General features: G+C 57.5%; 27 protein-coding genes and 1 tRNA gene. 8 read left to right on the top strand and 20 right to left on the bottom strand.

All coding sequences use genetic code 11. The features are described from left to right. Positions 1–558 precede the first annotated feature (558 nt). A complete protein-coding gene (locus CAG47_RS28590) occupies positions 559–708 on the top strand; it encodes a hypothetical protein (RefSeq protein ID WP_158091319.1) in 150 nt (49 codons plus the stop codon). A gap of 169 nt (positions 709–877) precedes the next feature. Here the strand turns inward: CAG47_RS28590 and CAG47_RS28585 are convergent. The 4 genes from CAG47_RS28585 to CAG47_RS15805 form a co-directional block, all read right to left on the bottom strand. Further along, positions 878–955: transfer RNA gene (locus tag CAG47_RS28585), tRNA-OTHER, on the bottom strand. Positions 956–1,119: 164 nt separating this feature from the next. Next, positions 1,120–1,347: a hypothetical protein gene (locus tag CAG47_RS15815; RefSeq protein WP_085725786.1), complete on the bottom strand. Its 228-nt coding sequence runs from the start codon at positions 1,345–1,347 to the stop codon at positions 1,120–1,122. Positions 1,348–1,383: 36 nt separating this feature from the next. Continuing rightward, entirely contained in the window at positions 1,384–2,388 is a 1,005-nt protein-coding gene (locus CAG47_RS15810) for an NAD(P)-dependent alcohol dehydrogenase (protein WP_085725785.1), read from the bottom strand. A 260-nt stretch (positions 2,389–2,648) separates the two neighbouring features. Further along, entirely contained in the window at positions 2,649–3,638 is a 990-nt protein-coding gene (locus CAG47_RS15805; RefSeq protein WP_085725784.1) for an oxidoreductase, read from the bottom strand. 492 nt (positions 3,639–4,130) lie between these two features. On the opposite strand from CAG47_RS15805, the gene CAG47_RS15800 reads away from it, so the two are divergent. Both CAG47_RS15800 and CAG47_RS15795 read left to right on the top strand, forming a co-directional pair. Further along, positions 4,131–5,138 carry an AraC family transcriptional regulator gene (locus tag CAG47_RS15800; protein ID WP_143515863.1) on the top strand — a complete coding sequence of 336 codons (1,008 nt, stop codon included), beginning with the start codon at positions 4,131–4,133 and terminating at the stop codon, positions 5,136–5,138. A gap of 184 nt (positions 5,139–5,322) precedes the next feature. Next, positions 5,323–5,532, top strand: a complete 210-nt coding sequence (locus CAG47_RS15795) for a hypothetical protein (protein WP_085725782.1) — start codon at positions 5,323–5,325, stop codon at positions 5,530–5,532. A gap of 107 nt (positions 5,533–5,639) precedes the next feature. On the opposite strand, the gene arsJ is transcribed toward CAG47_RS15795, so the two are convergent. From arsJ to CAG47_RS15780, 3 genes are read right to left on the bottom strand one after another with little or no spacing between them, the layout of a single operon-like run. Further along, entirely contained in the window at positions 5,640–6,860 is a 1,221-nt protein-coding gene (gene arsJ / locus CAG47_RS15790) for an organoarsenical effux MFS transporter ArsJ (protein WP_085725781.1), read from the bottom strand. A gap of 19 nt (positions 6,861–6,879) precedes the next feature. Next, positions 6,880–7,884 (bottom strand): ArsJ-associated glyceraldehyde-3-phosphate dehydrogenase, encoded by a 1,005-nt coding sequence (locus tag CAG47_RS15785; protein WP_085725780.1) that lies wholly within the window; start codon positions 7,882–7,884, stop codon positions 6,880–6,882. Positions 7,885–7,936: 52 nt separating this feature from the next. Continuing rightward, complete coding sequence (locus CAG47_RS15780) at positions 7,937–8,293, bottom strand: metalloregulator ArsR/SmtB family transcription factor (protein ID WP_085725779.1); 357 nt, start codon at positions 8,291–8,293, stop codon at positions 7,937–7,939. Positions 8,294–8,856: 563 nt separating this feature from the next. On the opposite strand from CAG47_RS15780, the gene CAG47_RS15775 reads away from it, so the two are divergent. The 5 genes from CAG47_RS15775 (at position 8,857) to CAG47_RS15750 (ending at position 13,962) form a co-directional block, all read left to right on the top strand. Further along, positions 8,857–9,066 (top strand): hypothetical protein, encoded by a 210-nt coding sequence (locus CAG47_RS15775; protein WP_085725778.1) that lies wholly within the window; start codon positions 8,857–8,859, stop codon positions 9,064–9,066. Positions 9,067–9,371: 305 nt separating this feature from the next. Continuing rightward, positions 9,372–10,388, top strand: a complete 1,017-nt coding sequence (locus CAG47_RS15770; RefSeq protein ID WP_085725777.1) for a hypothetical protein — start codon at positions 9,372–9,374, stop codon at positions 10,386–10,388. A 113-nt stretch (positions 10,389–10,501) separates the two neighbouring features. Next, positions 10,502–10,981, top strand: a complete 480-nt coding sequence (locus tag CAG47_RS15765) for a hypothetical protein (protein ID WP_143515862.1) — start codon at positions 10,502–10,504, stop codon at positions 10,979–10,981. Between the two features lie 468 nt (positions 10,982–11,449). Further along, the gene (locus CAG47_RS15755) at positions 11,450–12,088 is read left to right on the top strand and encodes a hypothetical protein (protein ID WP_085725774.1); all 639 of its coding nucleotides are present in this window, start codon (positions 11,450–11,452) and stop codon (positions 12,086–12,088) included. Further along, positions 12,085–13,962: a caspase family protein gene (locus CAG47_RS15750; protein ID WP_085725773.1), complete on the top strand. Its 1,878-nt coding sequence runs from the start codon at positions 12,085–12,087 to the stop codon at positions 13,960–13,962. The genes CAG47_RS15755 and CAG47_RS15750 overlap by 4 nt, the downstream gene beginning before the upstream one ends. 125 nt (positions 13,963–14,087) lie before the next feature. Here the strand turns inward: CAG47_RS15750 and CAG47_RS15745 are convergent, their stop codons facing one another. The 13 genes from CAG47_RS15745 to CAG47_RS15690 all read right to left on the bottom strand — a co-directional run bounded on the left by CAG47_RS15745 (position 14,088) and on the right by CAG47_RS15690 (position 26,179). Then, the gene (locus CAG47_RS15745; protein ID WP_085725772.1) at positions 14,088–14,615 is read right to left on the bottom strand and encodes a hypothetical protein; all 528 of its coding nucleotides are present in this window, start codon (positions 14,613–14,615) and stop codon (positions 14,088–14,090) included. 422 nt (positions 14,616–15,037) lie between these two features. Then, on the bottom strand, positions 15,038–15,832 hold the full coding sequence (locus CAG47_RS15740) for a DNA adenine methylase (protein ID WP_085725771.1): 795 nt from the start codon (positions 15,830–15,832) through the stop codon (positions 15,038–15,040). Between the two features lie 200 nt (positions 15,833–16,032). Further along, positions 16,033–17,067, bottom strand: a complete 1,035-nt coding sequence (locus CAG47_RS15735) for a phage late control D family protein (RefSeq protein WP_085725770.1) — start codon at positions 17,065–17,067, stop codon at positions 16,033–16,035. Positions 17,068–17,119: 52 nt separating this feature from the next. Beyond that, a complete protein-coding gene (locus CAG47_RS15730) occupies positions 17,120–17,326 on the bottom strand; it encodes a tail protein X (protein WP_085725826.1) in 207 nt (68 codons plus the stop codon). Next, positions 17,301–18,158, bottom strand: coding sequence for a phage tail protein (locus CAG47_RS15725; RefSeq protein WP_085725769.1), 858 nt, complete (start codon positions 18,156–18,158; stop codon positions 17,301–17,303). The genes CAG47_RS15730 and CAG47_RS15725 overlap by 26 nt, the downstream gene beginning before the upstream one ends. A gap of 9 nt (positions 18,159–18,167) precedes the next feature. Beyond that, positions 18,168–20,510 carry a phage tail tape measure protein gene (locus CAG47_RS15720; RefSeq protein WP_085725768.1) on the bottom strand — a complete coding sequence of 781 codons (2,343 nt, stop codon included), beginning with the start codon at positions 20,508–20,510 and terminating at the stop codon, positions 18,168–18,170. A gap of 29 nt (positions 20,511–20,539) precedes the next feature. Next, positions 20,540–20,665 (bottom strand): hypothetical protein, encoded by a 126-nt coding sequence (locus CAG47_RS29015; RefSeq protein ID WP_256577455.1) that lies wholly within the window; start codon positions 20,663–20,665, stop codon positions 20,540–20,542. Further along, positions 20,652–20,960 (bottom strand): phage tail assembly protein, encoded by a 309-nt coding sequence (locus CAG47_RS15715; RefSeq protein ID WP_085725767.1) that lies wholly within the window; start codon positions 20,958–20,960, stop codon positions 20,652–20,654. Before CAG47_RS15715 ends, CAG47_RS29015 begins: the two co-directional genes overlap by 14 nt. Positions 20,961–20,971: 11 nt before the next feature. Continuing rightward, positions 20,972–21,475 carry a phage major tail tube protein gene (locus CAG47_RS15710; protein WP_085725766.1) on the bottom strand — a complete coding sequence of 168 codons (504 nt, stop codon included), beginning with the start codon at positions 21,473–21,475 and terminating at the stop codon, positions 20,972–20,974. Positions 21,476–21,487: 12 nt separating this feature from the next. Beyond that, the gene (locus tag CAG47_RS15705; RefSeq protein WP_085725765.1) at positions 21,488–22,651 is read right to left on the bottom strand and encodes a phage tail sheath family protein; all 1,164 of its coding nucleotides are present in this window, start codon (positions 22,649–22,651) and stop codon (positions 21,488–21,490) included. Positions 22,652–22,753: 102 nt separating this feature from the next. Beyond that, the gene (locus tag CAG47_RS15700; RefSeq protein WP_085725764.1) at positions 22,754–23,341 is read right to left on the bottom strand and encodes a hypothetical protein; all 588 of its coding nucleotides are present in this window, start codon (positions 23,339–23,341) and stop codon (positions 22,754–22,756) included. Further along, positions 23,341–25,575 (bottom strand): phage tail protein, encoded by a 2,235-nt coding sequence (locus CAG47_RS28830; protein WP_085725763.1) that lies wholly within the window; start codon positions 25,573–25,575, stop codon positions 23,341–23,343. Before CAG47_RS28830 ends, CAG47_RS15700 begins: the two co-directional genes overlap by 1 nt. Continuing rightward, positions 25,568–26,179, bottom strand: a complete 612-nt coding sequence (locus CAG47_RS15690; RefSeq protein ID WP_085725762.1) for a phage tail protein I — start codon at positions 26,177–26,179, stop codon at positions 25,568–25,570. The genes CAG47_RS28830 and CAG47_RS15690 overlap by 8 nt, the downstream gene beginning before the upstream one ends. Position 26,180: the final 1 nt, after the last annotated feature.

Raw genomic sequence — 26,180 nt, 5'->3', positions numbered from 1 at the left:
ATCAGCAGGGTAATACAGAAACCCAAGGTGCCAAGCAAGGCGGCCAACAGCAGCGAATCGAGGAACGGGGCATCCCTTCAGCGAAAGACCGCTATCGATTGAAGCGGCCCTTCTCGACCCCGGAAAATCCACGCCATCCATGGGCAAGCAGTTGCTACCAAAAGCGGGTGAAACAGGGTCGCTACACCCTCCATAAATGGGGAACTACACCCACCCAACCAGGTATCTACCAGCAAATTTGAGGAATATTCCCCCGCTCAACCTTTCTCTTGCTTGAAACCCTCGGAAACAGCCAGTTAATTAATTGGACATTTTCCCTGCCCTACCGAAATGGCTCATTAGTTGCACCACCTCTTGTGCCCCCCAACAGCTGTCGCCCCGGACATCATGGAGACAGCTGGACTCGCCAGGTTCGGCATGACGCGAGAGGTGAAAAATGAAACACACTACACCACCATGCAGTTCCGTCGCCTTGCCGCCCAGATCAAGCCCGCCCTGTGCTTTGCCTGATGTACGCCTTCCGGATCTATTCGATATTCCACGCAAAAGCGAGAATTGATGATGGCTTCCTCTGAAAGAGCAATTGCGCGAGTCACCAAATGGCCGCTGGCCCACTATAAACAACTCGCTGAGTTGAGCCTGTTGTTTTTTGGGTTGCTGATTATGCTGGTGTTGTCCGCTGCAGTAGCAATGGAGTGGACCCTGTGAGCAGTGCTCTGGAGAGCCTGATTAAAGTAGATAAAGGATGTTATCGACCGGGTTACAGCCAGGAAGTCCGGACTGAAGGTCCGGTCCACTCACGTGGTCGTCCAATAATTGCGGACCAGAAACGAACAAGGGTTTGCCTAGCTTTCGCCCGCAAACCCTTGAATTTAGATGGTGCCCGAAGCCGGAATCGAACCGGCACGCCCTTACGAGCGGGGGATTTTAAGTCCCAAAGGAAAATCAATCAGGCTGCGCTCTCCAATAGTTTTTCCGGGTCGCAATCACCACTATTTGACTGCCATGCAGCCCAATGTTTTCGCATACTCTTCAGAAATTGCGGACCAGAAAAACCACCTATTTCAAATGTCAAAGTACGCACTCTGCCCGAACCGATTTACACCGCAGGTATGCCGATTACGCATACTTCACCACCCCCAGCAGGAGCAAAGCGCGATCGCGGTGGGCGCGTAATACGGAGGAGTGATCACCTCGCTGAGGCGCTTCGGCACTGGTCCGTTCCAGCCAATCGGCTATGCGGCCCACCTGCAGCAACGGCAGCGGCTCGGCCGCCGAGGCTTCGCGGCGGTAATGGAGCAGCCGCAAAGGCGGACGACCGTCGCGATCGATCCCGTGTTCGGCCATCCTCCATATCCATGGCCGGAGCTTCACTTCGCGTCGTTATGGGGCGACCTCGATCACGACCTTGCCGAACACTCCCTCTCGCTGCGCCGCATAGGCCTTGGCCGCATCCTCGAAGGCGAAACGCGCACCGACCGGCGGCCGGATGCCATGCTCCTCAATGAAAGCGCGCAGCCGCTCGTAGGCCGCCGCACTGCCGACCAAGGTGCCGCGGATCGTTAGGGTGCGCGCCATGAAGTACATCGGGTTCGGCGGCCCATCCTGGCTCATCAGGCCCATGACGGCGATCTCGCCGCCCGGGCGCAGCGCCGCCATGGCGCGGTTGATCTCTCCGATGGGATCGATCACCTTGTCCACGCCACCCAGGCGCCGGAACACGTCATCGCCCCAGTCCGGCACGGCGCGGTGGTCGATCACCTCCGCCACCCCCATCTCCCGCAGCCTCGCCCGCTTGGCCTCGCTGCTCGACGTGCCGAACACTTCCGCCCCGGCAGCGCGTGCGAGCAGCAGCGCGAACAGCGCCACGCCCCCCGTGCCCGGCGCCATGAGTCGGGTGCCAGGACCGACCGGCTTGCCGTCGAACACTGCGCTCCAAGCTGTGAGGCCCGCGCAGGGCAGTGTCGCCGCCTCGGCCCAATCGAGCCCGGCCGGTGCCCGTGCGATGCGCGTCGCAGGTAGCACAATGTATTCGGCCAGGACGCCCTGTTCGCCGCCCGCACCGAGGCCGAAGGTCAGATCGAGCGGGGGCGTACCATCAATCCAGCCGCGTGAATAGAGCGTGACGGCGGCGTCGCCAATCGCCCAGCCCTCCACGCCTTCTCCGAGCGCGTCGACCTCGCCGCTCGCATCGGCAAGCGGCACGAGATCGGCATCGGGCCGCCAGCCGGGTGCCCCGTCCAGCACGAAGAGGTCGCGATAGTTGAGCGACACCGCGCGCACCCGCAGGCGGACTTCGCCGGGGCCAGGTTCGGGAAGGGTAGCATCGGTCTCCAGTCGGAGGGCTTCAATGCCTAGTTTGGAAGCGGGTAAGAGCCAGCGATGCATGAGCTTGTTCTCCTGTTGATGGATTTGCAGTCGCACGCCATCACGGCGACTTGTTCACGGGCCAGCCAAGAATTATTCACGGGCCAGCCAAGAAGCGAATTAAAAGTGTGTCAGCGGCACATCGAACAGGATGATGCAACTGTCGCTGTGTCAAAATAATTGGCGACCGACCTGGGCGCCAATCCGGTACTGGTGTGCAAGCTGCTGGCGCCCATCTTCAGGGCTCATCTTTTTTTCCCTTTTGCAAGGCTTCCGGGGCATCAACCCAGCGAAACACCCGTTAGTTTTTCGCTCAACGACCAGAGCTTGCGCGCAGCAGCGAGGTCGGTAGCCCAACGGCGGACGCCGGACGGGAGTGAGCCCGAACCGGCGACGGTGGCCTCGTCGTCGGAAATCAGGGCCGCAAAGTCGCAGTCTTCGCAATAAATACCACCTACGTCGTTCAGTAGAGGACTCGTCGCCGCCCAGATCGAGGTAGCTGCGCCTTGCTCTGTGTTTTTCATGCCACGGTTGAGGTCGACAATAGGGCGCCCCTGATCATCCAGACCGCCGGAACGCTGCAGCTCCTCACGGCTCATGTGTCGAGTCAGGTCGGTGATGATGAGGCCCGGGTGGACGGAGTACGCGTGTACGCCATGCGACGCGCCCAGTTCGTCCAGCGCCAGCGCGAAGAGCGCATTGGCCGTCTTGGACTGGCCGTACGCCACCCAGCGATCGTACTCGCGGCGCTCGAAGTTCCAGTCGTCGAAGTCAACCTGCGCAGAGTGATGACCCACCGAAGACAGCGAGACGACACGGGCACCCTGGGCACGCTTGAGTGCCTGCCAGAGGCGGGCTGCAAGCTGGAAATGCCCCAAGTGATTAGTCGCAAACTGCATCTCGTAGCCACGGGCGTCGCGCGCGAGCGGGCAGGCCATGATACCCGCGCTGTTGATCAGCAGATGGAGAGGAGCACCCGAGGTAAGGAAGGTTGATGCAAACCCGTCGATGGAAGCCGGGTCAGCGAGATCCATGACGACGAGCTCGACTTTCAAGCCGTCCAGGTTGGCCTTGGCCTTCGACATGTCACGCGTGGGGACAATGACTCGTGCTCCTGCACTGAGCAGCGCGCGGGTCGTTTCCACTCCGATGCCGGAATAGCCGCCCGTCACGATGGCGGTCTTGCCGGACAAATCGATACCGGCAATGACGTCATGGGCCGTTGAGGCGGCGCCAAAGCCGGAGTGGAGCGGGGACTGAGGATGAGGCATTTGTGGCACTCCTGGGGTGGATCCGTCGATCTTAGGTAGTCAGGCCTGGATGACGCCTGTCAACGCAACACGCAATAGATGCTCAAACATCTTGTGTCGCATGCTATGTGCTCGGCGGCTTTCGAGCTTGGCGCTTTCGGCCTAGCGGATTTCGTCTTTGTCTGTTGCTTCATTATGGTCAGCTCTCGAAGGAATGTTACGTAACGCGCTCTAACGGACACGACGAGACCGAATGTTTCATCGCATGCTCCTGACGGACTGCGGTGGTGCTCACTATAAGAAATATGCCACGACAACGATCTAGCAATTCGCGCCAGTCTCAATACGAAATGCGCCAGTCGAACCCGGGCGACTCGAATGACCAGGAGTGACGCCGTTTGCAGCCCTTGTGGCGCACTTTGAATTATTCAAAGTCCCCAAGCTCTCTATACTCGGTGTGTAGTTTGAATGGGGAGGTATGGCGCCCCGTTGAATGACGATGGAGTAGTAACCGTGCAAAACAATACCTTTCCAGTAGATATCGGCTGGCAGGCTATATTGAAGGACTTAGGCCTCCAGCCCGGTCATGTGTTGCGAAGGGCCGGGCTTCCTGACGATTTGCTTTCCCGTGGAGGACATGGGCTCTTTACCGAAGACTATTTCCGTTTCTGGCGCGCTTTGGAGGCCGAGGCAGGTGATGTCATGTTTCCCTTGCGCATCGTCGAAGCCCTCTCCGCCGAGTCTTTCGATCCCCCCCTATTCGCAGCGCTGTGCAGCGCCAATCTAATGCAGGCGGTACAGCGCATCGCTAAGTACAAGCAACTCGTTGCTCCCATGAGCCTGGAGGTGGACGTGAGTAAGGCGGGCGAACTGACGGTGGCACCTCGTTGGCTGTCGGCCCAAGCTGATGTGCCGTATTCGCTACAAGTGGCCGAGATCGCATTTTTCTTGCGACTGGCCCGACTCGCGACCCGCGAGCCCGTCAAGGCGCATCGGGTGGAGCTTCCGCAACTCCCGCCCAGCGCTTACGCCCGACGTTACGAGACCTTCTTCGGCGCACCCGTGCAACTCGGAGCAAGCCCAAGTATCACGTTCGCCGCTGTGGATGCCTTACTTCCATTTCTGACTGTCAACGAAGGCATGTGGCGTGTGTTCGAGCCTGATCTTGTCCGCCGACTCAGCGAGCTCGATGCGACGGCGACGACAGCGGAGCGCGTGCGTGCCGTTCTGCTGGAACTGCTGCCCAGCAACGCCGCCACCATCGAGAAGACCGCTGAACGCTTGGGCTTGAGCAAGCGCACGTTGCAGCGTCGCCTTGAAGACGAGGGGGAAAGTTTTCGTGCTGTGGTCAATGCTACGCGGGAGAGTCTAGCCCGCCATTACCTGGGGCACACCACAATGTCCAGCGGGGAGATCGCCTTTCTCCTCGGCTTCGAAGATCCCAATTCTTTCTATCGTGCATTCCAGGACTGGACTGGGCAGACCCCAGACAGAGCCCGTCATGCCATGTGCCGGAATTGAGGAGAAGCACACCTTGTCCACGTTTGTCGATCAATGAAAAGTGCTGCTGGCCGGTTGAATCCACAGCCACTACCGGCTCTTCTTTTGTGATCTGGGGAAGTCGACCTTTTCTAACAAAAGGGAGTTAACAAGTCTCCCTCTCACCCTTCGACTGATATGCTGAATGCTTCACGGAGGATTCGCGATGCCTAACTCAGACCTGCTCCCTTTCCTGCTGTTCAAGATCAACGAAAATCAACTTGCGCTGGAGGCCGCCATCATGGAGCTGACGCTTTGGGTTGAGCAAAGAGGATCAGCGGAGGTGGGCGGCAATGTTCGCAGTGCCCTGCAAACGATCGGCAATAATGAAGATTTTCTCAAAAAAAGCCTCGCAGTGCTCATGGCGCCGGAATGAGTACACAGGGCACCAATCTGCCAATAACTGCCTGAAAGGACTAGCAATGAACGACCAGAAATGGACATTGGACAGTGTTGGTAAAAGCACTGCGTATGTCATGCAACTCACATGACCTGCGAATGCCCAGGCAACGCTACGGAAATCGATGCAGCCAAGAGGACGAAGACGGTAGAAATCCACAGGCAGGCCTCCAGTCCATATGCCTGGAATACCCAGCCGGACAGCAGCGTTCCAATCAACCGGCCCAGGGCGTTGGACATGTAGTAGAACCCCACATCCAGCGACACGCCGTCTTCCTTGGCATAGCTGACGATCAGGTAGCTGTGCAGCGAGGAATTCACCGCGAACAGCACGCCGAAGAGCATCAGTCCGCCGAGCAACACGATCTGGGCTGACCAGCCTGTCGCGAGGCCGATGGCAATGGCGGCGGGTAACATCGCCAACAGACTGGCCCAGACAAACGCCGCACGCCCATCCGGGACATGGCCACGCTGCTTGCCGGTGATGGCCGGCGCGAGTGACTGGACTATGCCGTAGCCGATGATCCAGGCGGCAAGGAAACCACCCACCAGCCAGAAGTCCCAGCCGAACACCGTACTCAGGTACACCGGCAGCGCCACCACGAACCAGACGTCCCTCGCGCCGAAGAGGAACAACCGCGCGGCGGAGAGGATGTTGATCGCTTGGCTCTTGGACAGGATGTCTCGGAACTTCGGCTTGGCCTTGGCCTTGCCCAGATCTTTTTTCAGCATGACGAGACTGCCGATCCAGATCAGCGCGAGTACCGCCGCCATCGCAGCGACCGCCCCCTTGAATCCCAGAAGAGCCAGCAGAGCACCACCGAGGAAGAAGCCGACGCCCTTCAAGGCGTTCTTCGAGCCGGTGAGGATGGCCACCCATTGGTACAAGGTGCCCTGCTGGCTGTTCGGCACCAGGAGCTTGATCGAACTCTTGGCGCTCATCTTGTTGAGATCCTTGGCGATGCCCGACAGTGCTTGCGCACCCATCACCCACGGGATGGTCAGCCAGGGCGCCGGCACAGCCAGCATCAGCAAGGCTATGACCTGCATGCCCAGACCGAGATTCATGGTGCGGTTCAACCCCAGGTGCGCGCCCAGGTAACCACCCACCAGGTTGGTGATGACACCGAAGATTTCGTAGAACAGGAACAACGCGGCGATCTGCAACGGCGTGTAGCCCAACGTGTGGAAATGCAGCACCACCAGCATGCGCAAGGCGCCATCGGTGAGGGTGAAGGCCCAGTAGTTGCCGGTGACCAACAGGTACTGGCGGATTTCCGGGGAAAGGGCTGACAACGCACGCATGATCGCTACTCGCTCCCGTTCAGCCGGCCAGGCCGACCAGGCGGGCCAGTTCGACGGTGCGGTTGGCGTAGCCCCACTCGTTGTCGTACCAGGCGTAGAGCTTCACCTGGGTGCCATTGACCACCAGCGTCGACAGCGCATCAATGATCGCGGAGCGCGGATCGGTGCGGTAATCGATGGACACCAGCGGGCGCTCCTCAAAACCAAGGATGCCTTTCAGCTCGTTCTCGGCAGCCGACTTGAGCCACTGATTGACCTCCTCGATGCTGGTCGCGCGTTCCACTTCGAACACACAATCAGTCAGCGAGGCGTTGGCCAGTGGCACGCGCACAGCGTGACCATTCAGGCGACCGCGCAACTCGGGGAAGATTTCCGCGATGGCCGTGGCTGAGCCGGTCGTGGTTGGGATCAGGCTCATACCCGAGGCACGGGCACGGCGCAAATCCTTGTGTGGCTGGTCGAGGATGCTCTGGGTATTGGTCAGGTCGTGGATGGTGGTGATGGAGCCGTGGCGGATACCGAGCTTCTCGTGGATCACCTTGACCACCGGTGCCAGGCAGTTGGTGGTGCAGGACGCAGCGGTGACGATGCGATGCTCCGTCGCATTGAATAGGTGCTGATTGACACCCATGACCACGTTCAGTGCGCCCTTTTCCTTCACCGGAGCACTGACCACTACCCGCTTCACGCCGTGGTCGAGGTAGGCCTGGAGCACGGCCACGGTCTTCATTTTGCCGCTGGCCTCGATCACCAGATCGCAGTCCGACCAGTCGGTGTCGGCGATGGTCTGGCTGGCGGTGACACGAATACGCTTGCCGCCTATCACTACGCAGTCACTTTCGGCACCGGCTTCGTGGTGCCAGCGTCCATGCACCGAGTCGAAGTTCAACAGGTGGGCGTGGGTCGAGGCGTCACCTGCCGGGTCATTGATCCGGACGAACTCGAACTCCGGCCAGTCCCAGGCAGCGCGCAGCGCCAAGCGACCGATACGACCGAAGCCATTGATACCAATTTTGATACTCATGTTCGTGTTCTCAGATAGCTGTTGAGAGAAAGGAGAAGTTCCTGGCAGATGCTCAGCAGCAGGCGGCTACCCGCTCCGGGCGATCACCCATGGCGTTCAGGCGTCTGGTTTCGGGGGCCAACCACTGCTGGTTGGCGTCCAGCGCAGTACTCAGTACGCGGCGTACCCAGTCCGGGAGATCAGGGTGCAAGCGGTAATACACCCATTGGCCCTGGCGTCGATCCGCCAGCAACCCGCTCGTGCGCAACTGCGCGAGGTGGCGTGAAATCTTTGGCTGGCTTTCATCCAGGGCACAGGTCAGCTCGCAAACGCATAGTTCCTCTTCGCGGGTGATCAAGAGCATCAGGCGCAAACGGGTGTCGTCTGCCAGGCATTTGAATACGATGGTGGGGTTCATTTGGTCAGCCATTGCGGCCTCTGCGTTGGCATTTACTCTGCTGCGCCGCAGGTGGTCAGCAGTCATAACTACAGGAGGCGTGTTCGAAGCCCTGCCTCCTCAGTACATATGGAATACTGTATATGCGAATTTTCATATGTAAAGCAAGCATTGGAAGGTGAGGCAAGCAGCAATGGGCTGAGATAATGGCTTGATCGAAGCCCTACCTCAGGGCATCAGCTCCAATGTTCGAGGAGGAAATATTCGTTGCCCCAACGGCCACGTCTGGCCGATTTCTGTCTTTGGCCAACGACAGCTATGGGCCGACTCAGCGCTTCGCGAGGGCAACAAACGACCAATAGCGCCACGTTTGCCGCTAGCACCCCATATTGGGGACCTGATTTACCTAACATATTGTTTTAAAAGGATTAATACCTCTATTTAGGGTGGCAAAAAATCCACTTTTTTGTGATTTCGCAAACGATAATCCGCGGCTTCCAGCGGAGGTTTTGCGCACAACCATCCTCTCGCCCTGCTCCCTTGCCCGCCCTGATCAAGACCCGCTGCTACGCTGAAATCTCTACGGAGGATTCGCGATGCAAAATTCAGATCTACTCCCTTCCCTGCTCTTCAAGATCAACGAAAACCAGCTCGCCTTGGAAGCCGCCATCATGGAGCTGTCGAATTGGGTCGAGCAGCGCGGATCGGCTGACGTCGCCGACAACGTGCGCGGAGCCCTGGAAGCACTCGATAAGAATGAAGAGTTCATCAAAATGACGCTCGCGGTGATGATGGCGCCGGAATGACTGCAACCAATAGCGGCCGTTGGCGAGTGCCTGTTTCCGCCCCAAAGCCGACGCTTGACACCGCTCCAAATCCCCCCATCCTACCAGTCGCGACACCAGAAAGCGTTCGCCCCCTATCTGCCTTCGACGCCGAAGGCACCTTCGAATCCAGTCAAAGGCGATATGCGCCAACGTCGCCGTCGCCGTCGCCGTCGCCGAAGAGTCCTTGATGACTTAAGGCCCCGTCAGGGGCATTTTTTTGATTGTGGTAAATGTACTGAAAGCCAGCGATGATGGCGTGTCGCCAACATCACAAGAACACTGCAATGTCGGACCGTTTCCTGCTGTATATCGATATCCTCGGCTTTACCGAAATGGTGGCCAAAGACCCGCGCAAGGTGGCTCGTGTCTACTCGATCCTTGACACGTTGAACGTCCACAAGCACAACAGTTTCACAACGATTGTCTTTTCCGACACCATCCTGGTCTATAACAACGACGCACCCACCAACGATTACGACCGGAAGTATCTGGTCATGTATCTGACGGAGTTCGCGGAGGACCTTCATGACCGCTTGATCGGACAAGACATCTATTTCCGGGCAACGTTGGTCGCGGGGGAGTTCTTCCACTACGAACTGGACCATGTCGACTGCTTTTACGGAAGCGCGTTGATCAAGGCTCACAAGGCAGAGAAGGACATCCCCTCGCTTGGTCTATTCATGGACAACGAGTGTGTCAAGTTCAATCAGACCTTCCACCTGACCCGGTTCAACGATGAGTTTTCCTTTGTCTATCTGAATCAGCATCTGGAATACCTCAACAAACACGCTTTCGGCGTATTTCCAACAGTGTTTAACCCTCCCGTTGGCGATGTGGCTCCGGACGTATTCGGCCAGATCAAGTTTCTCCAGCACATCCATGACCAGATGCGCTCGCACCCCCTGCCCCACGTCAGAAGTAAGTTTCTGACGGCTTGGGACTTTCATAAGAAACGCTACCCGCAAATGCTGCGAGTCCTTGAGGACAATCAGTTCAAGGCTGACTCCCTTGGCGCCAGCAGCGACTGGTTGGATCTGGAAAGAGTGCACAACCAAAATGTTGCCTACTTTAAGCGAATCGGCAGTGGTACTCAGCTTTCCATGACCATTACTGGCACTGCCAAGAAAGCCGCCAAGCGATTGGCCAAGATTGTCGTATCGAAGCCTACTACTGCAGCTAAGCCACGAGTAGCCAGATCCTCAGTGGTCAAAAGCCAGCAAAAAAAATTAGCTCCAGTGACAGTAACGTCAAAGCCAAAACCGAAATCCGTAGCAAAGAAACCTTCACCATCCAAGCCCTAATGACTGCGGTGGTTTGATTTCCCGCCAGCATCCATTGGTCTGCACCGGATCTCGTGGAGGAGTCCATTGCCGGACGCTGGGAGGACGGAGGAGTTATGTGCGGAAGTGAAACCATGAGCGCGCTGAACCAGATGCGTAATTTTAGTAGGCAAAAAAAGATCTTTCCCCTATTTTGCACAGGAAGAAATATGAAGTTCATTGGTAAGTTTGGCGAGTACCTTGTTCTAACGCGCCTGCTTGAGAACGAAATTGAAGCATACCCCGCGATTAAAGTTAATCAAGATAGCTACGATATAACCGCGATCTCGGCGTCGGGACGAATCGTAAGAATTCAGGTCAAAGCTACCGAATTGCACAACAAGAGCACGAATAACACCATCGGATCGCTCGCGCGTGAGTTCGATTTTTTGGTTGTTGTTGTAGTCCACGGTGAACGAACAGCCGATTGCTACATCCTCACGCATGCCGAGGCCCAAGCGCTTCGCGGCACATCCAAGCAACTTGGAATCAGTCGCCTGGAGAAGCAGGCTTCGGTTGTAAAAAGCGAAATGGCTCAACACAAAGAGCAATGGAATCGAATCCGAGACGCTTGAATAGGCCCTATGCCCAATAGCCGCTTCTGGCCGATTCTGTTGAAAAAGTCGCTTTGCCGAAACGGTCTCATCGTTGATCGGTGAAAACGCTTTTTTTGCACGTTCCTGCGTGAAATCGGAGTGAGGAAGCCTCTGCTCAAAGTTAAGATTTCAATCTCACGCACGTACTTTTCTGCCGAGGAAACCGTGGCCGACTTTTTCAACAGAATCGGCCGTATGCATACCCTGGCGAGGGTCTATATTGGGTCGATTGCAGCCCTTCGTGATGGGCAGCAATGGCCAAAAGTGGACGTTCGACTATCTTGACAGCCTGCACATGTGCACAGCAAACAGAGCTGATCCTAAATTTGCTCTGCACTCAAAAATGTCAACGGAGGCGGAGTCTTGACCACCCACATGGCAGTCATGTGTGGACACGGCGGACTTTGCCACCTATCTTCACTAGACTGAATAGAACGGTGACGGAGTATGGAAGATCGTAACTCGTTTGTTGATTATTTTGTAGATCCTGAGTTCGTAGACAAATTCAATGAGTCTCTGCGAAAACTTCTCCATACACTTCAGCAACATGCAATGGCAAAATATGTTTCCCCTGAAAGCGCGCAACGTATTAAGCATGGAGCTACATTCAGCAACCCTGCTGCTCCTCAGGTATACAATGGTGGAATTGAAACCCACTCCACTCTATTTGAGATTGCGCTTGAGAGCATAATTTCCCATGACATAACAGTTCTAGAGAAGTGTTTCAACAGATTCCAAGAGGACATGGATGCACAGTTTGCTCGCATGATCTATGCCTCAATATCGAAAGTTTGTGATCAAACTGGTAACGTCGTAGATGCGACAAAATCTGGCTCCCTCCAGCAAGCCTTCTTGGAAATGCTTGAAAAAATCGAGTTCAGTGCTGATAAGACAGGAGAAGTGAAACTCCCAGAGATCCACCTTGGAACCGATGCGTTTAATGAGTTCGCAAGGACAATGCAAGAAAGCACTCCAGAGTATAACGAACTGGTCGAAGATATTAAGGAAAGAAAAATAACCGAAGCTTTGGAGAGAGAGATTGAGCGAAAAGCAAAGTTCGTGCGTTACGGAGAAAGTGAGCAATGAGGATCCTGCTTGCAATAGGATGTAACGAATACGAGCATTTAACGCCCCTAGACTCAGCAGAGGATGATGCAAAAAGAATATTTGATGCACTTGTGAAACCTGAAGTTGGTCAATTCGACTGCGACCACTCGCTATTTCTGCCGTCTCCGACTATTGAGGAAGTAAGATCGGCATTAAAAAAAACGCTTTTTGACAATCCACAAATAGAGAATTTCACATTTTTTTTTGCAGGGCATGGAGGCGTGAGTTCTGGAAGCTTCCATATGTGGCTCCGAGATACAAGTCCAAAAGTACAATCCATGACAGCCCTGTCTTTGAGTGAATTATTTAGATTCCTCAATGAAACTTCGCCAAAGCAAAGTAATATAATTATAGATGCTTGCCAGAGTGGCGGGCTCATATCAGACCTCGGAGTCCTATTAAAACCTGAACTCATTGGCGATGCTGGCACACCTGCTTTAACCCTGGTTGCCACCTCGGCAAAAAATCAAACTTCAGGCGAGACGCGCGCTGGGGGAATTGGTACGAATGCAATTCTCGATTGTATTGAAGGCAGAGACTTTGTTCAAGATAGCGCGAGCGTTTTGGATCTAGTCGAAATAGGTAGACGTATATCAAAAAAACTAGAAGCTTATGGGCAAAATGCAATCGTCTGGGGTCTGAACCTGTATGGACCTCCAAGCTTCTGCCGTAACCCGAGGTTTGAAACTGACCCGAATACATCCCTACGCAGCTTAATACACCACTGGCCCGCTGATCTCGATAATGCAATACGGGATAACTACAACAATATATGGAATGTATATGGCGTACTTGACAGGCAGTGGAATGCGCCGCAATTCATTTCCCTTGTCAATTCTGTATTAAATCCATGCCGCCAAAACGATTGGGTATTAGTTGGCTGCGCTGAACGGTTAGCTGTGACTTTTTCTGCAAAAGCTGTGCAAGCTAAAGATGTTTATCGGTCGCCATTAGTTACTGCAGGAATAGCGACTTGTTTGCTTCCCAGTCTAGGAACACCTGCAGTTGATGCAGGCGCCACACTCCTAATTAATAAGCTTGTTGATGATTTGCTAGCCGTCCACGAGTCCTTAATTAATTCATTAAAAGCAAACAAATACTGTTTACTACCAAGCGAGGGTGGAGGTTTTGTTGAGCTGTACCAATTACCTCTTCGTATCTCAAAGATTTTAGGATGGGCTGGAGCGACGTATCTTTGTGCGCCAGAATCACTCCAGGAAAAGGCAGGACTTCAATTTTCTGAGCTTCTAAAGCTTATACTTGAAAACTATTCTGGCTCCGTGGTTGCTTTGAGTGACGCTCAAGCATCTCACTGGGAGGTGTCTCTGGCCGTGGCCAAAGCGCTTAATCTCAATGATGAAGCCGAACAGGTTATAGGATTGCTATTTAATTCAGTTGTTAGCTGTAAAGGTAAGCTCTCAAGATACGACATGCCACCTGAAAAAGCTCTAAGCTACTTACTTTCCAGGGAGTATGAAAATTTTAAGAATAACTATGACCTAGTTGAGAGGCCAATTGAAACACTGGCCGTCCTATTGCGCGCAGCGAAGATTTTCAAACTTGAGGATGTTCTCGATGAAGATCTGTGGCAACTCGATGGTTTGAATTTCTCCTGTTATCAGCCAGCCACCTATGTTAATTACTCCTTGATGGTAATGGAGGGTGGTTCTAATGAAGGATGGCAAATAGGTTTTGACGTTTTTCGTATTGAAGACTTCATAAAGTCTTGGACGATATCGTGGCAAACTGGCGAGAAATTGGTTTACCAGCTTTCAATTATTGGATCATTACTGCTTGAAGATCGGGTTCCTTGGTTCTGTCTCGACTCTTTTCTTGCTAAGAATGCAAACTAAATCTTAACTAGTGCACGAGCATATGTGATACCCCCTATTGACAGAGCGTCATTCGTATTCGAATAGGTCAATGGGGGCATTCGGCTTGGCCGTAACCGCAGGAGCAAAACTCTAGTCTATCGCTATCAATGAATAGCATCACCGCGAAAATCGACGAAGTGAGCAAGTAGGCGCTGTGCTAATCCAATCTTTACCAATTCCTCTTTTTTATATCCCATCGAGCGCATCAGCTCGTTGTGACAAATGCTATTGAGTACGTGCAACACGGGCGGCTCACCTGCCTCAATGCTGAGGCGGTCTGTCATTATCGCCAAGAGACAATCTTCAGTAGGTGGCACAAGCATGCGTTTCTCTAATTCGACATACTGGCGTACGAAATCCGAATGAGCACGAGCCCGTTGTGCACTGCCGACCACCAAGTTAATGGAGGCCAGAACAGTAACGACCGCAGAAGACGCCAATGCAAGCACCTTCGCATTAGTATCCAGTATTCCGTAGACGGCAGTTGACCCGAATATCACAGAGAACATATTAGACAATTGGTCAAGGCGCTCGAAGAATGCCCTGCGGCGAAGATGGTAACGAATGGATCGACGAATGCCGAACAGCTGGTTATGCCACCGTAGTGAAAGCTCTTCAGCTGTTTGGGTCATCGCCTTTACCCCTTGCCAGGTCGTGGCTTTGGTGGCTCAAGTGTATCAAAGACGGCAGTACGATCCCGTTTCTCGAACGACTCGTTACTATCTCTATATACCTTCCCAGAATCTGGACGTGGGCCTCTGTTGCTGCTTTCGCTTTTCTCTCGACCTTTGTCCTTCGGTTTTTCTGCCATATCTCCCCCGTAATAGAGCATTTCTGAAATTCTTTCATTATGGCGACGAAAATACCACCCGCCTTCGTTCGGATCATGAACTATGTTTTCGGCAAACGACAACCACATTTTTTAATTCTGACTCATATTTGCCGGTAAGCATTGCATGTGATGCAAATCGCCCCCGTTTTTGTCATTACGAAGTGTCCGCTTTGGCCGATTTCTGCCAGTCACGACGGGTAGCAGACGACTCAGGCTGTCACGTCAAAATAGTCCTCCCAACGCTACCGGCTCCCAGTTCATGATCACCAGTTCGCCACTGACCTCGGCCTTGCCCTGCCGCTGGTTGGTCGTGGTGTAACGAATATCCAGCGTCTCAAAGTGAAAGCCTTCGAACACCCTGCGGATATCGGGGTGGTCGTTGATACTGACCATCACCCTGCCCTTGCAGCGGCGCATGAAGTCGGCCATGCGTTCGTAGTTTTCGAACGGAAAATCCACACCATAGCCCGCGGTCTGCCAGTACGGCGGATCCATGTAGTGGAAGGTATGGGCACGGTCGTAGCGTTCGGCACACTCCAGCCAGGGGAGGTTTTCGACATAGGTGCCAGACAGGCGTTGCCAGGCGGCCGAAAGGTTTTCTTCGATGCGCAACAGGTTGATGGCCGGGGCGGTGGTCGCGGTACCGAAGGTCTGCCCGGAGACCTTGCCGGCGAAGGCATGGTGCTGCAGGTAGAAAAATCGGGCGGCGCGCTGGATATCGGTGAGGGTTTCCGGTCGGGTCATTTTCTGCCACTCGAACACCTGCCGCGAACTGAGCGCCCATTTGAACTGGCGCACAAACTCTTCGAGGTGGTTCTGCACCACGCGGTACAGGGTCACCAGGTCACCGTTGATATCATTGAGCACTTCCACCGGTGCGGCTTGGGGCCGCATAAAATACAGCGCGGCGCCGCCAGCAAACACTTCGACGTAGCATTCATGCGGTGGAAACAGCGGAATAAGGCGATTGGCCAGACGGCGTTTGCCGCCCATCCAAGGGATGATGGGTGAAGACATGGATAGCAAGACCTTTACTGTATAAATAAACAGGTGCTAGGCTCGCTCCGCTTTGTGCACAGAGCAGGAGCCTTGGCGGGACTTGCAGGGACAATCTGCGGGGACGGTGGCCAGGCTGGATGTTGACGCATCCAGTCTGGCCGCTCCTTTTACTTTGATTTTTGAAACTCTGGCACGGGACGACTCACGCGCCCGGGCAATCAATTCGGCACTTCAAGTACAACGTTCTGCGGCTTACCCGAGGCCTTGGCCTTGCCTTCCTTTCCGCCATTGCACTCCACCGACACCGTCCACCCGGATGGGGTGAAGGTGTGATCGACCGACTCCACCAGGTATTCACCATCGAGCCCGCGCTTGAAGCCTTGCGCCTGGATCATGATTTCGGCAAACAGGTCGGTCCGGCCCGGTAGATCGAGACGCACCGAGGCAGTCGAACGATTAAACGCGGCCAAACGTGCCTTCGCGGCCTCGTCGGCCGCCGTCCGGTCCGGGTAGAGATGGCGGTCGGTGTGCACCGGCGGCAGGCCTTCCGGCACGTTGGGGTTGTCCAGGTGCGAGACCAATAGTTCGCCGCTGGCCGGGTCCTGGTACTGGGTGCTGACGCCCTGATGGGTGCTGCGATCGCTCAAGCGAAACTGCCAGCGGGTCACGTCACTACGCTGCAGGGTGATGACCGCCAAGGCCTTGCCACTCGCGCTCTGCCCACCCTGTCGCGGCAGGACCAGCAGTTTGCCGTCGGCCACCTTGGCGGTGCAGTCGTGCTTTTTGGCCAGCCGGGTGATGAAATTGAAGTCTGATTCATTCAATTGGTCCATGCGTGGTACCCGGGTGTCGACCGGGCACGATGGCTGCCAGCCATTGCGCGCTGCCACGTCACCGACAATCTGCGCCAGGCTGACGTCCTCCCAACTGCCGCTACGCGTGGTCTTGCCGCTGCCACGCATGTCGCTGGCCTTGCCGCTGATCACCAGCGTGTCCGGCGGGCCGGAAACCGTCACCTCGTCGACGGTGTAACGACCCATGCGCGTCAGGTCGGCGCCGGAATAGCCCAAGTAGATCTCGATACTGGCACCACGGGCAGGCAGCGACACCGCGCCGTCACGGTCATCAATGCGCAACTCGAACGAATCGGAGGCCATGCCGGGCCGATCGGATAGCTGCAGCGACACCAGTCGATCATTGATCAAGGTGGTGATGTCGGCACCGTCGGCGACGATACGGAAAAGTGGTTGCATGTCGACACCTCAGACAAGAAAAAGCCCGCACGCGGCGGGCTTGGTACGGGGATCAGTCCCACAGCGAAATCACACTGTCGGTCTCCACCACCAGCTCCGGCAGCGTGATCAGCAGGCCGGCCCGGAACGGCTGTGGTTCATCGGCCAGACCCTGATTGGCCGCTAGCACCGCCTCGACGCTGCGGTTCAGATGGCCGTAATAGTGGTGGCACAGGCTGTCGAGCAGATCCCCGTCAGCCGTTCTGCAGGTCATCGCCATACCGGACAAACTCCAATGAAAAGCCCTGCTTGCGCGGGATCGCCCCGGGCAGCAACGCGCTTTGTTCCTCGTCGATAGTGGTCAGGCACCAGTTGCCCAGCACCTCGCCATAACCCGTGGTGAGGTTCAGCGGCAGCAACTTGGCACCGATGCTGCGCAGCCTATCCAGCTGCTTCAGCCCACCTTTGAAGCTCGGGTAGATCGCGCCCTTGATGGTGATTTTCTCCTCACCCAGCCCCACCGCCTGTTGTGCCGGACGCCGGGTCAGGCGTTCCTGCGCGGCCCAGCGAAACGCCGTCTGCCGGCGCAGTTCGTCGAAGGCTGCGGTGTCCAGGTTGAAGTAGTACGGCCGCTCATTGGTCTTCAGCGGGTAGAGGATCAGCAGGTGCGGGAACGGCTTCACCGCATCGGGAATCGGTGTCATGTCGCTGGCAAACCATTCGGTGGGGAAGATGTTGCCTAATGTGGCATTGGCCTTGCCGGCGACCTTGTTGAACGCCGCGCCAAAGCGGCCGATCTGCTCAGTCAGGGCGGAAAAGTGCTCATCAAACTGGGCCAGGGCGCGCTGGGTCTGGTTGTAGTAGCTGGCCACCTTGCCGATCTTGGCCTGCGCCGAGTTGATCGCATCCTGCAGACGCCGGGTCTTGTCGCTCAGGTCCTCGCTGAGAAAGGGCAGACCTTCCAGTGCATCGGCCGCCCCGCTGATTTCATTGAGCGCGCCATTCATGGGCCCAGTCATTGACTCCAGGTCAGTGCGCCCGGCTTCACCGGCGTCGACCATGTACTTCAGCCCGCCCTGCAGGTGCTGCAGGTAGGTCTTTTCATCCGCCATCACACTTCCTCAGCCTACATGGGGCGCATCAAACAACTGACGGTCACGCGCCTCCCGGGCGAAGTCGTCAAACTGGCGCCGCAGGTACGGCATCATTTCCTGGACGAACTGGGCCGGGTCTTTCACATCGCCCTGCACCTGAAAAACCGGTGCCGGCGCGAAGGTAAATTGCTGATCAACCTTCGGCCATTCCGGTGTTTTGGCCGCCGTGGTCGTCATCAATGCCGCCGCCGTGACCGGTACGGTGGGAGCGCTGTCCATCGAGCGCACAACCGCGCCAACACCTTGGCCGGCGGCCATGGGTAAGATGCCGAGCGGTGCTTTAGGTACGACTGGTGTATCCGGCCCGCCAAACAAGGCCTTGCCCATGGTCGCGCCCACGTCACCACCGCCCCACGCGCCGAGCGCGCCACCGATCATTCCGCCAATTGCGGTTCCGAGCAGTGGGATGATCGAACCGATGGCCGCACCGGCCGCTGCACCTGCCAAGCCACCGGCCAGGCTACCCGCCGCCTCGCCGTAGCCTTCGGCCTTCTCATCGCGCGTGGTGGCGTTCTGGTAGGTGTCCAGCACTTGGATGCCGGCACCGACCACCGCAAGCGCCCCGCCCACTTTCATGCCACCGGACGGTCGATTGGCAGGGCCTTTTCTCCTTCGACCTGAATCGTAATCCAGCCCGTCGTCATCGCCGTCATTCGCGTTAGTCACGAACACCCGCTGCACGATGTTGGACCGGTCGCCGGCCGAACCGCGGGCGATGTTCACCAGCCCCCGGCCGATCTTCAGCGCAGCCCAAGCCTTGCCCAACACCAACGCACCGGCAGTCAGTGCCGCCAGGCCCAGCACCACCTTGGGCGTTTCCTCGGACAACGCGGTCAAGCCCCGTGCTGCCGTACCGATACCGGTGGCCAGCGCATCCGTTGCCGGCCGCAGGGCATCGCCGATCGCGCGCAGCGCATCGTTGAACGCCTGACCGGTTTCAGCCCAGCGTTGTGCTGACGACTCACGGCGCTCGCGCAGGTTTTTGTCGAGAATGTCCTTGCGCTGGCCGTTGGGGTCCGCGGCGTCTTTTTTCAGGTCCGCGTAGAGTTTCTTGTTCTGGGTGTACGCCATCAGCGCGGTTTTGACCTGCATGTCGGCAAACAGATCGCCGGTGCGCAGAGTGGCGGCCAGGGCATCGGCCATCGCTTGCGCCTTGGCTGGATCCGTCTCTTGGCTGATCTGGGTCAGGCCCTGCTCCAGCTGCTTGGCCTTTTTCGGGTCGGTCTTTTCCACATAGCGGCGGGCCAGTTCGAAACTGGCTTCGAAGGTCGACAAGCCCTTGGCAATGGCGGCGTTCATCGAGCCCTGATAATCGATCCCGGCATCGGCATAACCTTTGACGGTCTCCCCCGAACCGATTTTCGCAACCCAGTTTTTCAGGTTGTTGGCCGCCTCATCGGCGCTGCCGGCGCTCTTGATCTGCACTTGCAGCATGGCGCCCAGCTGGGTCACCGCTTCCTGGCCGGTGATGCCGCTGCTGGCCATCTGCGCCAACAGTTCCGGAAACCACTTGGCCATGTCGGCCGCCTCGAAGCTGCCTTGCTGGCCCAGCAGCGCGACCGATGCCAGGGCCTGTTCCATGCTCTTGGGGTCAGTGAGCTTGGCGTTGTTTTGCATCGCCAAAATCATTTTCGCGGTGTCGGTGCCCGACGCGCCCTGCCCGACCGCAAACTTGGCAGCCACCGGGGCATACTTCAGTGCCTGGGCCAACTCCATGCCGCCGCCGACCAACTGGTTCACCAAGTCGGCCACCTGGGTATTGGCCATGCCGGTGTCTTTGGAGGTCTGCACGATGTCGCGGGCGGTGTTCACTTCCTGCTGGGTATTCGCGGTACCGGACTTGATCGCGATGTCGCGAATGATCGCCTGAAAATCCGCGCTGACCTTGGTCGGTACAGCGGCCAGGGTGGTACCGGCCACCGCCGTGCCGAATCCGCTGCGCAGGCTCTCTTGTCCTTCCTGCACCTGTTCTATACCACGGGCCTTGAACTCGGCACTGCGCACCACCTTGCCCAGCGCCAGGTACTCCTGACGCAGGCGCCCGACTTCAATCCCCTGCTTGCGCAGACTGTTGGTGTTAGTCTCCAGTTTGCGCAGCAAGGCATCGGCATTGGCCGCCCCGCTGTCGTGGGCTTTCTTCCATTCATCGCGCAGGCGTATGGTCTCGCCGATAACTTTCTGCAGCCCCTTGGCACGGGTGGTTTGCACCTCGAGCTTTTTCATTTCGCCGCTGACGTTCTTGAAGGCGGCGCCGAGCGAAGAATCGACGGCACCGCCAATCACCAGCCCGAGCGAGAGTTTGTTCGCCATGCTTATCACCTACATGCGACGGCGTGGGCTCAATCCGTGAGCCACCAGACCATCTCGGAAAACGACAGCCCCTGAATCTCGGCCGCCGAAAAATTCAGCTCGACGGCCAGACGTTTGGCCAGGGCTTTTTGCAACTTGGGGTTAAACCCCGTCATCTGCTCCCAGACGAAAATAGGCGGTCTGCAGACGACGGTAATCACGCATCAGCAGCCCCTCCAGATCCGCGCGGCCGATGCTCGCCAGGCTGCAGAACAAGACCATCTCCTGCTCTTCTTCGTTGCTGCCGCCCTGCAGGGTGGCGGCGCGCATCTCGCGCACCGTCGGCTCGCGCAGGGTCAGTTTGTCGACCTTGATGCCGTTGGCCTCGCTCGGTTTGGACAAAATGACGGTGGCGATGCCATCGCCCAGTTGCAGCCACTTGGGCAGGGCGTTGTCTTTTGCGTTACTCATGGTGGTATTCCTTACATGCCCAGGGCAGACCGCACGGCGGCCAGTTGATCGGTGCCATCGATGACGCGGATCGAGTTGAGGGGATCGATTTCAAACATCACGCTGCCGTCGATTTCCAGCTTGTAATAGGTCACGGCGACGGCGTACTTGAACTCGCCTTTTTCACCCGGTTTCCAGTCCCCCGGGTCGACTTCCTTGAGGCTGCCGCGCAGGGTGGCGACCACCGACTTGACCACACCTTTCTGACCCTTGAAGGCACCGCGGAACGAGGCGTTGAACCCGGTCAGGTCGGACTGGCCAAAGAACTTCAGCACCTCGCGGCGCACGCCGTTGGTGAGGAAGCTGGCTTCCAGCTTCTCCATACCCATGTCGAGTTCGACCGCCGCGTCCATGCCGCCGGCACGGTATTCGTCGGTCTTGAGCGTCAGTTTGGGCAGGGTCAGGCTCGGCACATCGCCTTGCAGGCTGATGCCGTCAACGAACAGGTTGGTGTTGTAGAGCACTTCCGGAATCATGAAACAGCCTCCTTAGGCAGCGGTGTCCAGCACTTCAGTGATCCACTGATCGGTCACCTCCACGCGAAAGTTCGGGTTTTCGGCCGGCGGCACATCGGTGAACCGGATGTTCCAGTACACCTTGCCGTCGCTGAGTTCGCTGGAGGTGTTCAGCTCTTCGTCGGCGTAGACCTCGAAGTTGATGATCGCGCCCTGGTTCTTCAGGTCGCGCATGAACGCCTGCAGGCCTTCGGTCACGTCCTTGACGTAGGTCGCGGTGATCGAGCGGTCGACGGCCCACTTGTGCGCGTAGAGGATGGCGTCCATGACGATGTCCAACGTGCGCACGCGGGTGACGAACTTCCATTTCGGGTCGCTGGACAGCGTGCGGTTGCCCCACAGCCGGTAGCCGTCGTCGCGAATAATCGTGGTGATGTTGGCATTGTTCAGCACGTTGGCCCGGCAGGACGCATCGCCGTCGAGAAATTCGATCGGCCGCGTGGTGCCGGTGACGCCGACAAACTCCTTGTTCGACGGCGAGGCCCAGAAACCGTAGGTGGCATCGGTCCAGGCAAACAGGCCGGCGGTCCAGGCCGACGCCGGTGCGTTGACCGTGGCACTGGCCCCGGTGTCCCAGAACTGCACGCCGGGGTCGACCATGTAGGCGTGTTTGCTGCCGAAATTGCCGGCATAGGCGATCGCGGCTTCGTCGGTGGTGTTGGGCCCGTCGATGATGGCCATGGCCCGCATTTTGTCGCCCAAGGCGACCAACTCAGTGGCCACCGCCAGCGTCGCCGAATACCCCGGCGTCACCAACAACCGCGGCTGGGCGTTGAACTTGCTTTTGCCGTTGAGCAACGCCTGCATGCCAGTCCGGCTGCCGTCGGCCCAGACGCCGCCGATGATCGCCGACAGTTGTTCTGCTTCATCCTCAAGCACCGGCACACCGACGGCGACAATCACCGCTTTGGACCGCTTGAAAATGGCCTTGCAGTCCTGGGTAATCGCCGCGTCCGGGCCCCAGGCGGCGACCGCTTCGCTTTCGCGGGTGATCAGCAATAGTTCGTTGGCGGCGGCTGTGGCCGGCGGACCCACGGTGAAGGTGTTGCACAGGCCGATGATCGACGCGGACGGGGTGGCGATGTGGCGTGCCCCGGTATCCACCAAGGTCACGGTGACGCCGTGAAAGAAACTCATAGAGTGATGCTCCAGAAACGAAAATGCCTCGCATAAGCGAGGCCGTGGGGATGTGCGGTGACGTGCAGCATGGAAAAGAAAACGCCCCGGCAATGCGGGGCGTCAGGATGCGGTGCGGGTCTGCCCGTCCGGCTTTAGTGGCCGTTTATCACTGTCTGGAAAGTCTGGCGAAGTGGGCCAGTCCCGCAGTTCATTGCGGTAGGTGCGCCAGGCGGATTCCGTGCTGATCGCGCCCAGGTAAGCATCCTGATGCTTGTCGACCTCTCGGCCCGCCAACCGCAGTTCGCTTTCGATCCACGTCTGTTCTTGCTGGCTTTGAAGCTCGAGGTCCAGAGCAGCATCCAGCACCCAATCGAGACCACCCCAGACATAGGCCGCGCTCGGGCGCGGCAAGGTGGTCAGCTCGGGGGGCAACTCACCCGGCATCGAGTGTTCAACTTCGACGCCATCGGCCGTCTGATACGCCGGCCCACGATAGTCGGGCACCACCACCCACGCGCCATCTGTCCAGACGACCACCTCGCCGTCACCGGCTTCGGGCGGTTCCTCTAACGTGGAGCCCGCCGGCAGACCGCAGCCGGCAGTGACATAGGTTGCGTGTCGGCCGAGGTATTCCGCCGTAGTTTCACTGAAGGTGTAGACGTCGATCCACCCGCTTTCATCAAAAAAACCATCCACCAAAATTGGCATCAATACATCCTGCAAATGTAGTTAAACGCAACGTTTCTAGGCCGAGTTTCAGCACCACCAGCCGCAGCGGTTGCTGATGTTCCGTAGGTGGGGGCAGCAACACCGCCGCCATCCAAGACGTTACTTCCGGCGCCGACGGTCGTTAAAGAGTGAGCGTGCGATTCAAGCATTGCTTCTTGCCAGGAGAGCAACGTTCGACCCGGATCGGTACCGCGCCACGCATCCCAACCGCGAATCCATTCGCCGCGCAAATCTGGCAGGACGCCGGTGGGATACACGGCCAGCAAGGCTGGGTACCACTCGACATTGAATGGCTGACCCGTCATCGCCACGCAGTTTTCGGGAGGCGTTTGGGTTGGCCATGGAAACGGCACGCCGACAGGAACGGCAAAGATGGAAGCAGGATCAAAATTGCTTTCGGTCCAGATCTTCCCGAAGTCGGACGCATCAACCTGTAAACCCACGTCGCTCGAGGCGGGTCGATAACCAATGTAAACCTTGTTCGACTCCTGACCCGCCCCCCCGCCTTGCTGCACGGGGGTGAAGCCCAACGCAGGTTGATACGCAGCGGGGTTAAAGTTGTTACTGTCCCAACCGGTTCCCCACTCACTGAATACGTATCCCTCTGGGGTCTGAACACCGCCACGGGCATAGGTTGTACCGTTGTTGTAGCTGGTGATTTGTTGCCAGAGGGTGTCTTGACTGACCGCCACCAGCATGGGGGAGAATTGACCGCCAGGTGGAACGTTCGGTCCGCTGTTCACCCGGTAAATACCCACGGTGGTGATTGTGTTTAGATCGGTGCCGTCGGGAAGGACAATCCCCCCGTGACCGATACCATAAGCCCCCGTGAGCAATACACGGCCTGGCGTGTCATCTTGGGGGGAGGTTTGTTTAACCAGATTGGTTGAGTCCCAGATGCTTTCCCATTCGCCCCAAACACCGGCAGTCAAAGCCCGACGGTGTAGGGTGTGGTCGGCATTCCCATAAATCTCCTGGAAGGCGTATTGACCGGGTGTGATCGCCGAGACGCGCACCCAACCCTCATAGACTCCGCCTCCCGGCCCACCCGTGCCATTGCTGATGAAATAGAGGGCCGTCTCCGCGTTCAAGCCACCGATGTCCACATCACTGACCGCATAGGCGGGCCCGCCCCAGCCGAACGCTCCGACCTTCATCAGCGCATCAGGCGTTGCATCGTGCAGATCGACCTGCACAGCAGCGGTCGCGGCGGTGCCCAGCCCGAGGTTATTCCGAGCCTCGACCACATCCGCCACATCACCCAGGTTTTCACTCACCGCCAGGGCATCGGTGATGCCGTATCCGGCCAGGGTGGTCGGGTTGGTGCCAGCGATCACACGCCCAAGGGCATCGACGGTGACACTGCGAAACGTACCAATACCGACTCCACTGCCGCCCGCGATCATCTCGAACTGCAAACCGGTGGTGCCCAAGGTGATCGGCGCGTCGGTGATCAACTGCCAAAGGCTGTCGCCGTTGGTGGTGCCCTCTTCCACATGGATAAACAGCCCCGGGGTCACTTCCAGGCTGTTGTCGGCATCGACCGCCCGCGTCCAGCCGTCGGCGCTGACGACATAGAGACCGTTGTCCTGGGTTTCTGTCTGGGCGGTCACCAGCACCCGATCACCAACGACGACAGTCACGTCATCGATGGTCTGCACATTGCTCAGGGCGATGGCGGCGGTCGCCGCCACCCGCGCTGACTGTTTGTGATCGAGCTTGGCCAGCGCATCACTGATCGCCAGGTCGACGTATTCACGCGTAGCCAGCACCACGGCCGGGTCGATCTTCAACACGATGTTCGCCGAGCTGCTGACGATGAAGTTCATCCGCACCACTTGGGTCTTGCCACTGCCCTGGTCCAGCAACGGTTTATAGCTCGGCGCGCAGTTGGCCACCGCTACCAGATCGCCGTCGACATCGTACAGGCCGATCTCGCGAATCCATTCGCCGCCGACTTCAGGCGGAATGATCTGCTCGGTGATGACGGTGTTGGGGTTGGCCGGATCGACGCGGATCTGGTTGATCGGCGCCCGGCGCCATTCGTTGATCAACTGGGTCTGCAGGCGATCGGGAATCGGGTCAGTGCCGTTGGCATCACCCAGGCCCATCTCGGTGAACATCCAGTCCAGGCCCATGGCGATGGCATTGGCGTGCTTGGCTTCACCGACCGCCGTGAGGATGGCAAAAAACTGACTGGTCTTATCAATCATAGGGATAAACGTCCAAAGTATCGGTTTCATCGACGCAAAGCGCCGGGCCAAAAGAGCCGGTCACGTCGATGTCTTGTGGGGCCGGCGGGTACACGTCGATCTCTTCGCCCTCTTGCACGCACACGGCAATGCCCAGCACGCCCTCAGTCTGCAGGCTGAGCGCCAGGTTGGACATGTGCCGACTGACCGGGCGGGCGTCGTCAATCAACCACGCCAGTTCCTCATACAGTTCCTCGGTGATGCCGGCGTCGTTCAGCCCCACCTCGAGGGCGAAGGTACCGGGCACGCCTTCCGGCACGGTGTCGAACCACTCGACCACGTCGATCAGGTAGCCCAAAGGCTCGACCACCCGCCGCAACGACCCGATGGTGCCTTTGCGCGCATGCACGTCGTACGCCGAACGGATTGCCGTGCGCTTGGCCTCCTGCGTCCAGTTGTTGTTCCAGCGGTCCACCGACCAGGCCGACGCCAGATACGGCAACAGGTGTTCCGGGCAGGTGTCGGCGTTGTACAAACTGCGCAGCGGAATCAGCGTGTTTTCGTAGTTGGCCGCTTCCACGGCCAGCTCCAGCGGTGTGCTGTTGAGCGGTAGCTGACTGCTCATG

This window comes from Pseudomonas sp. R37(2017) (assembly GCF_002113375.1).
Classification (GTDB): Bacteria; Pseudomonadota; Gammaproteobacteria; order Pseudomonadales; family Pseudomonadaceae; genus Aquipseudomonas.
Note: the sequence above shows the minus strand (reverse complement) of the source record. Positions and strands in the feature narration are given on the sequence as shown.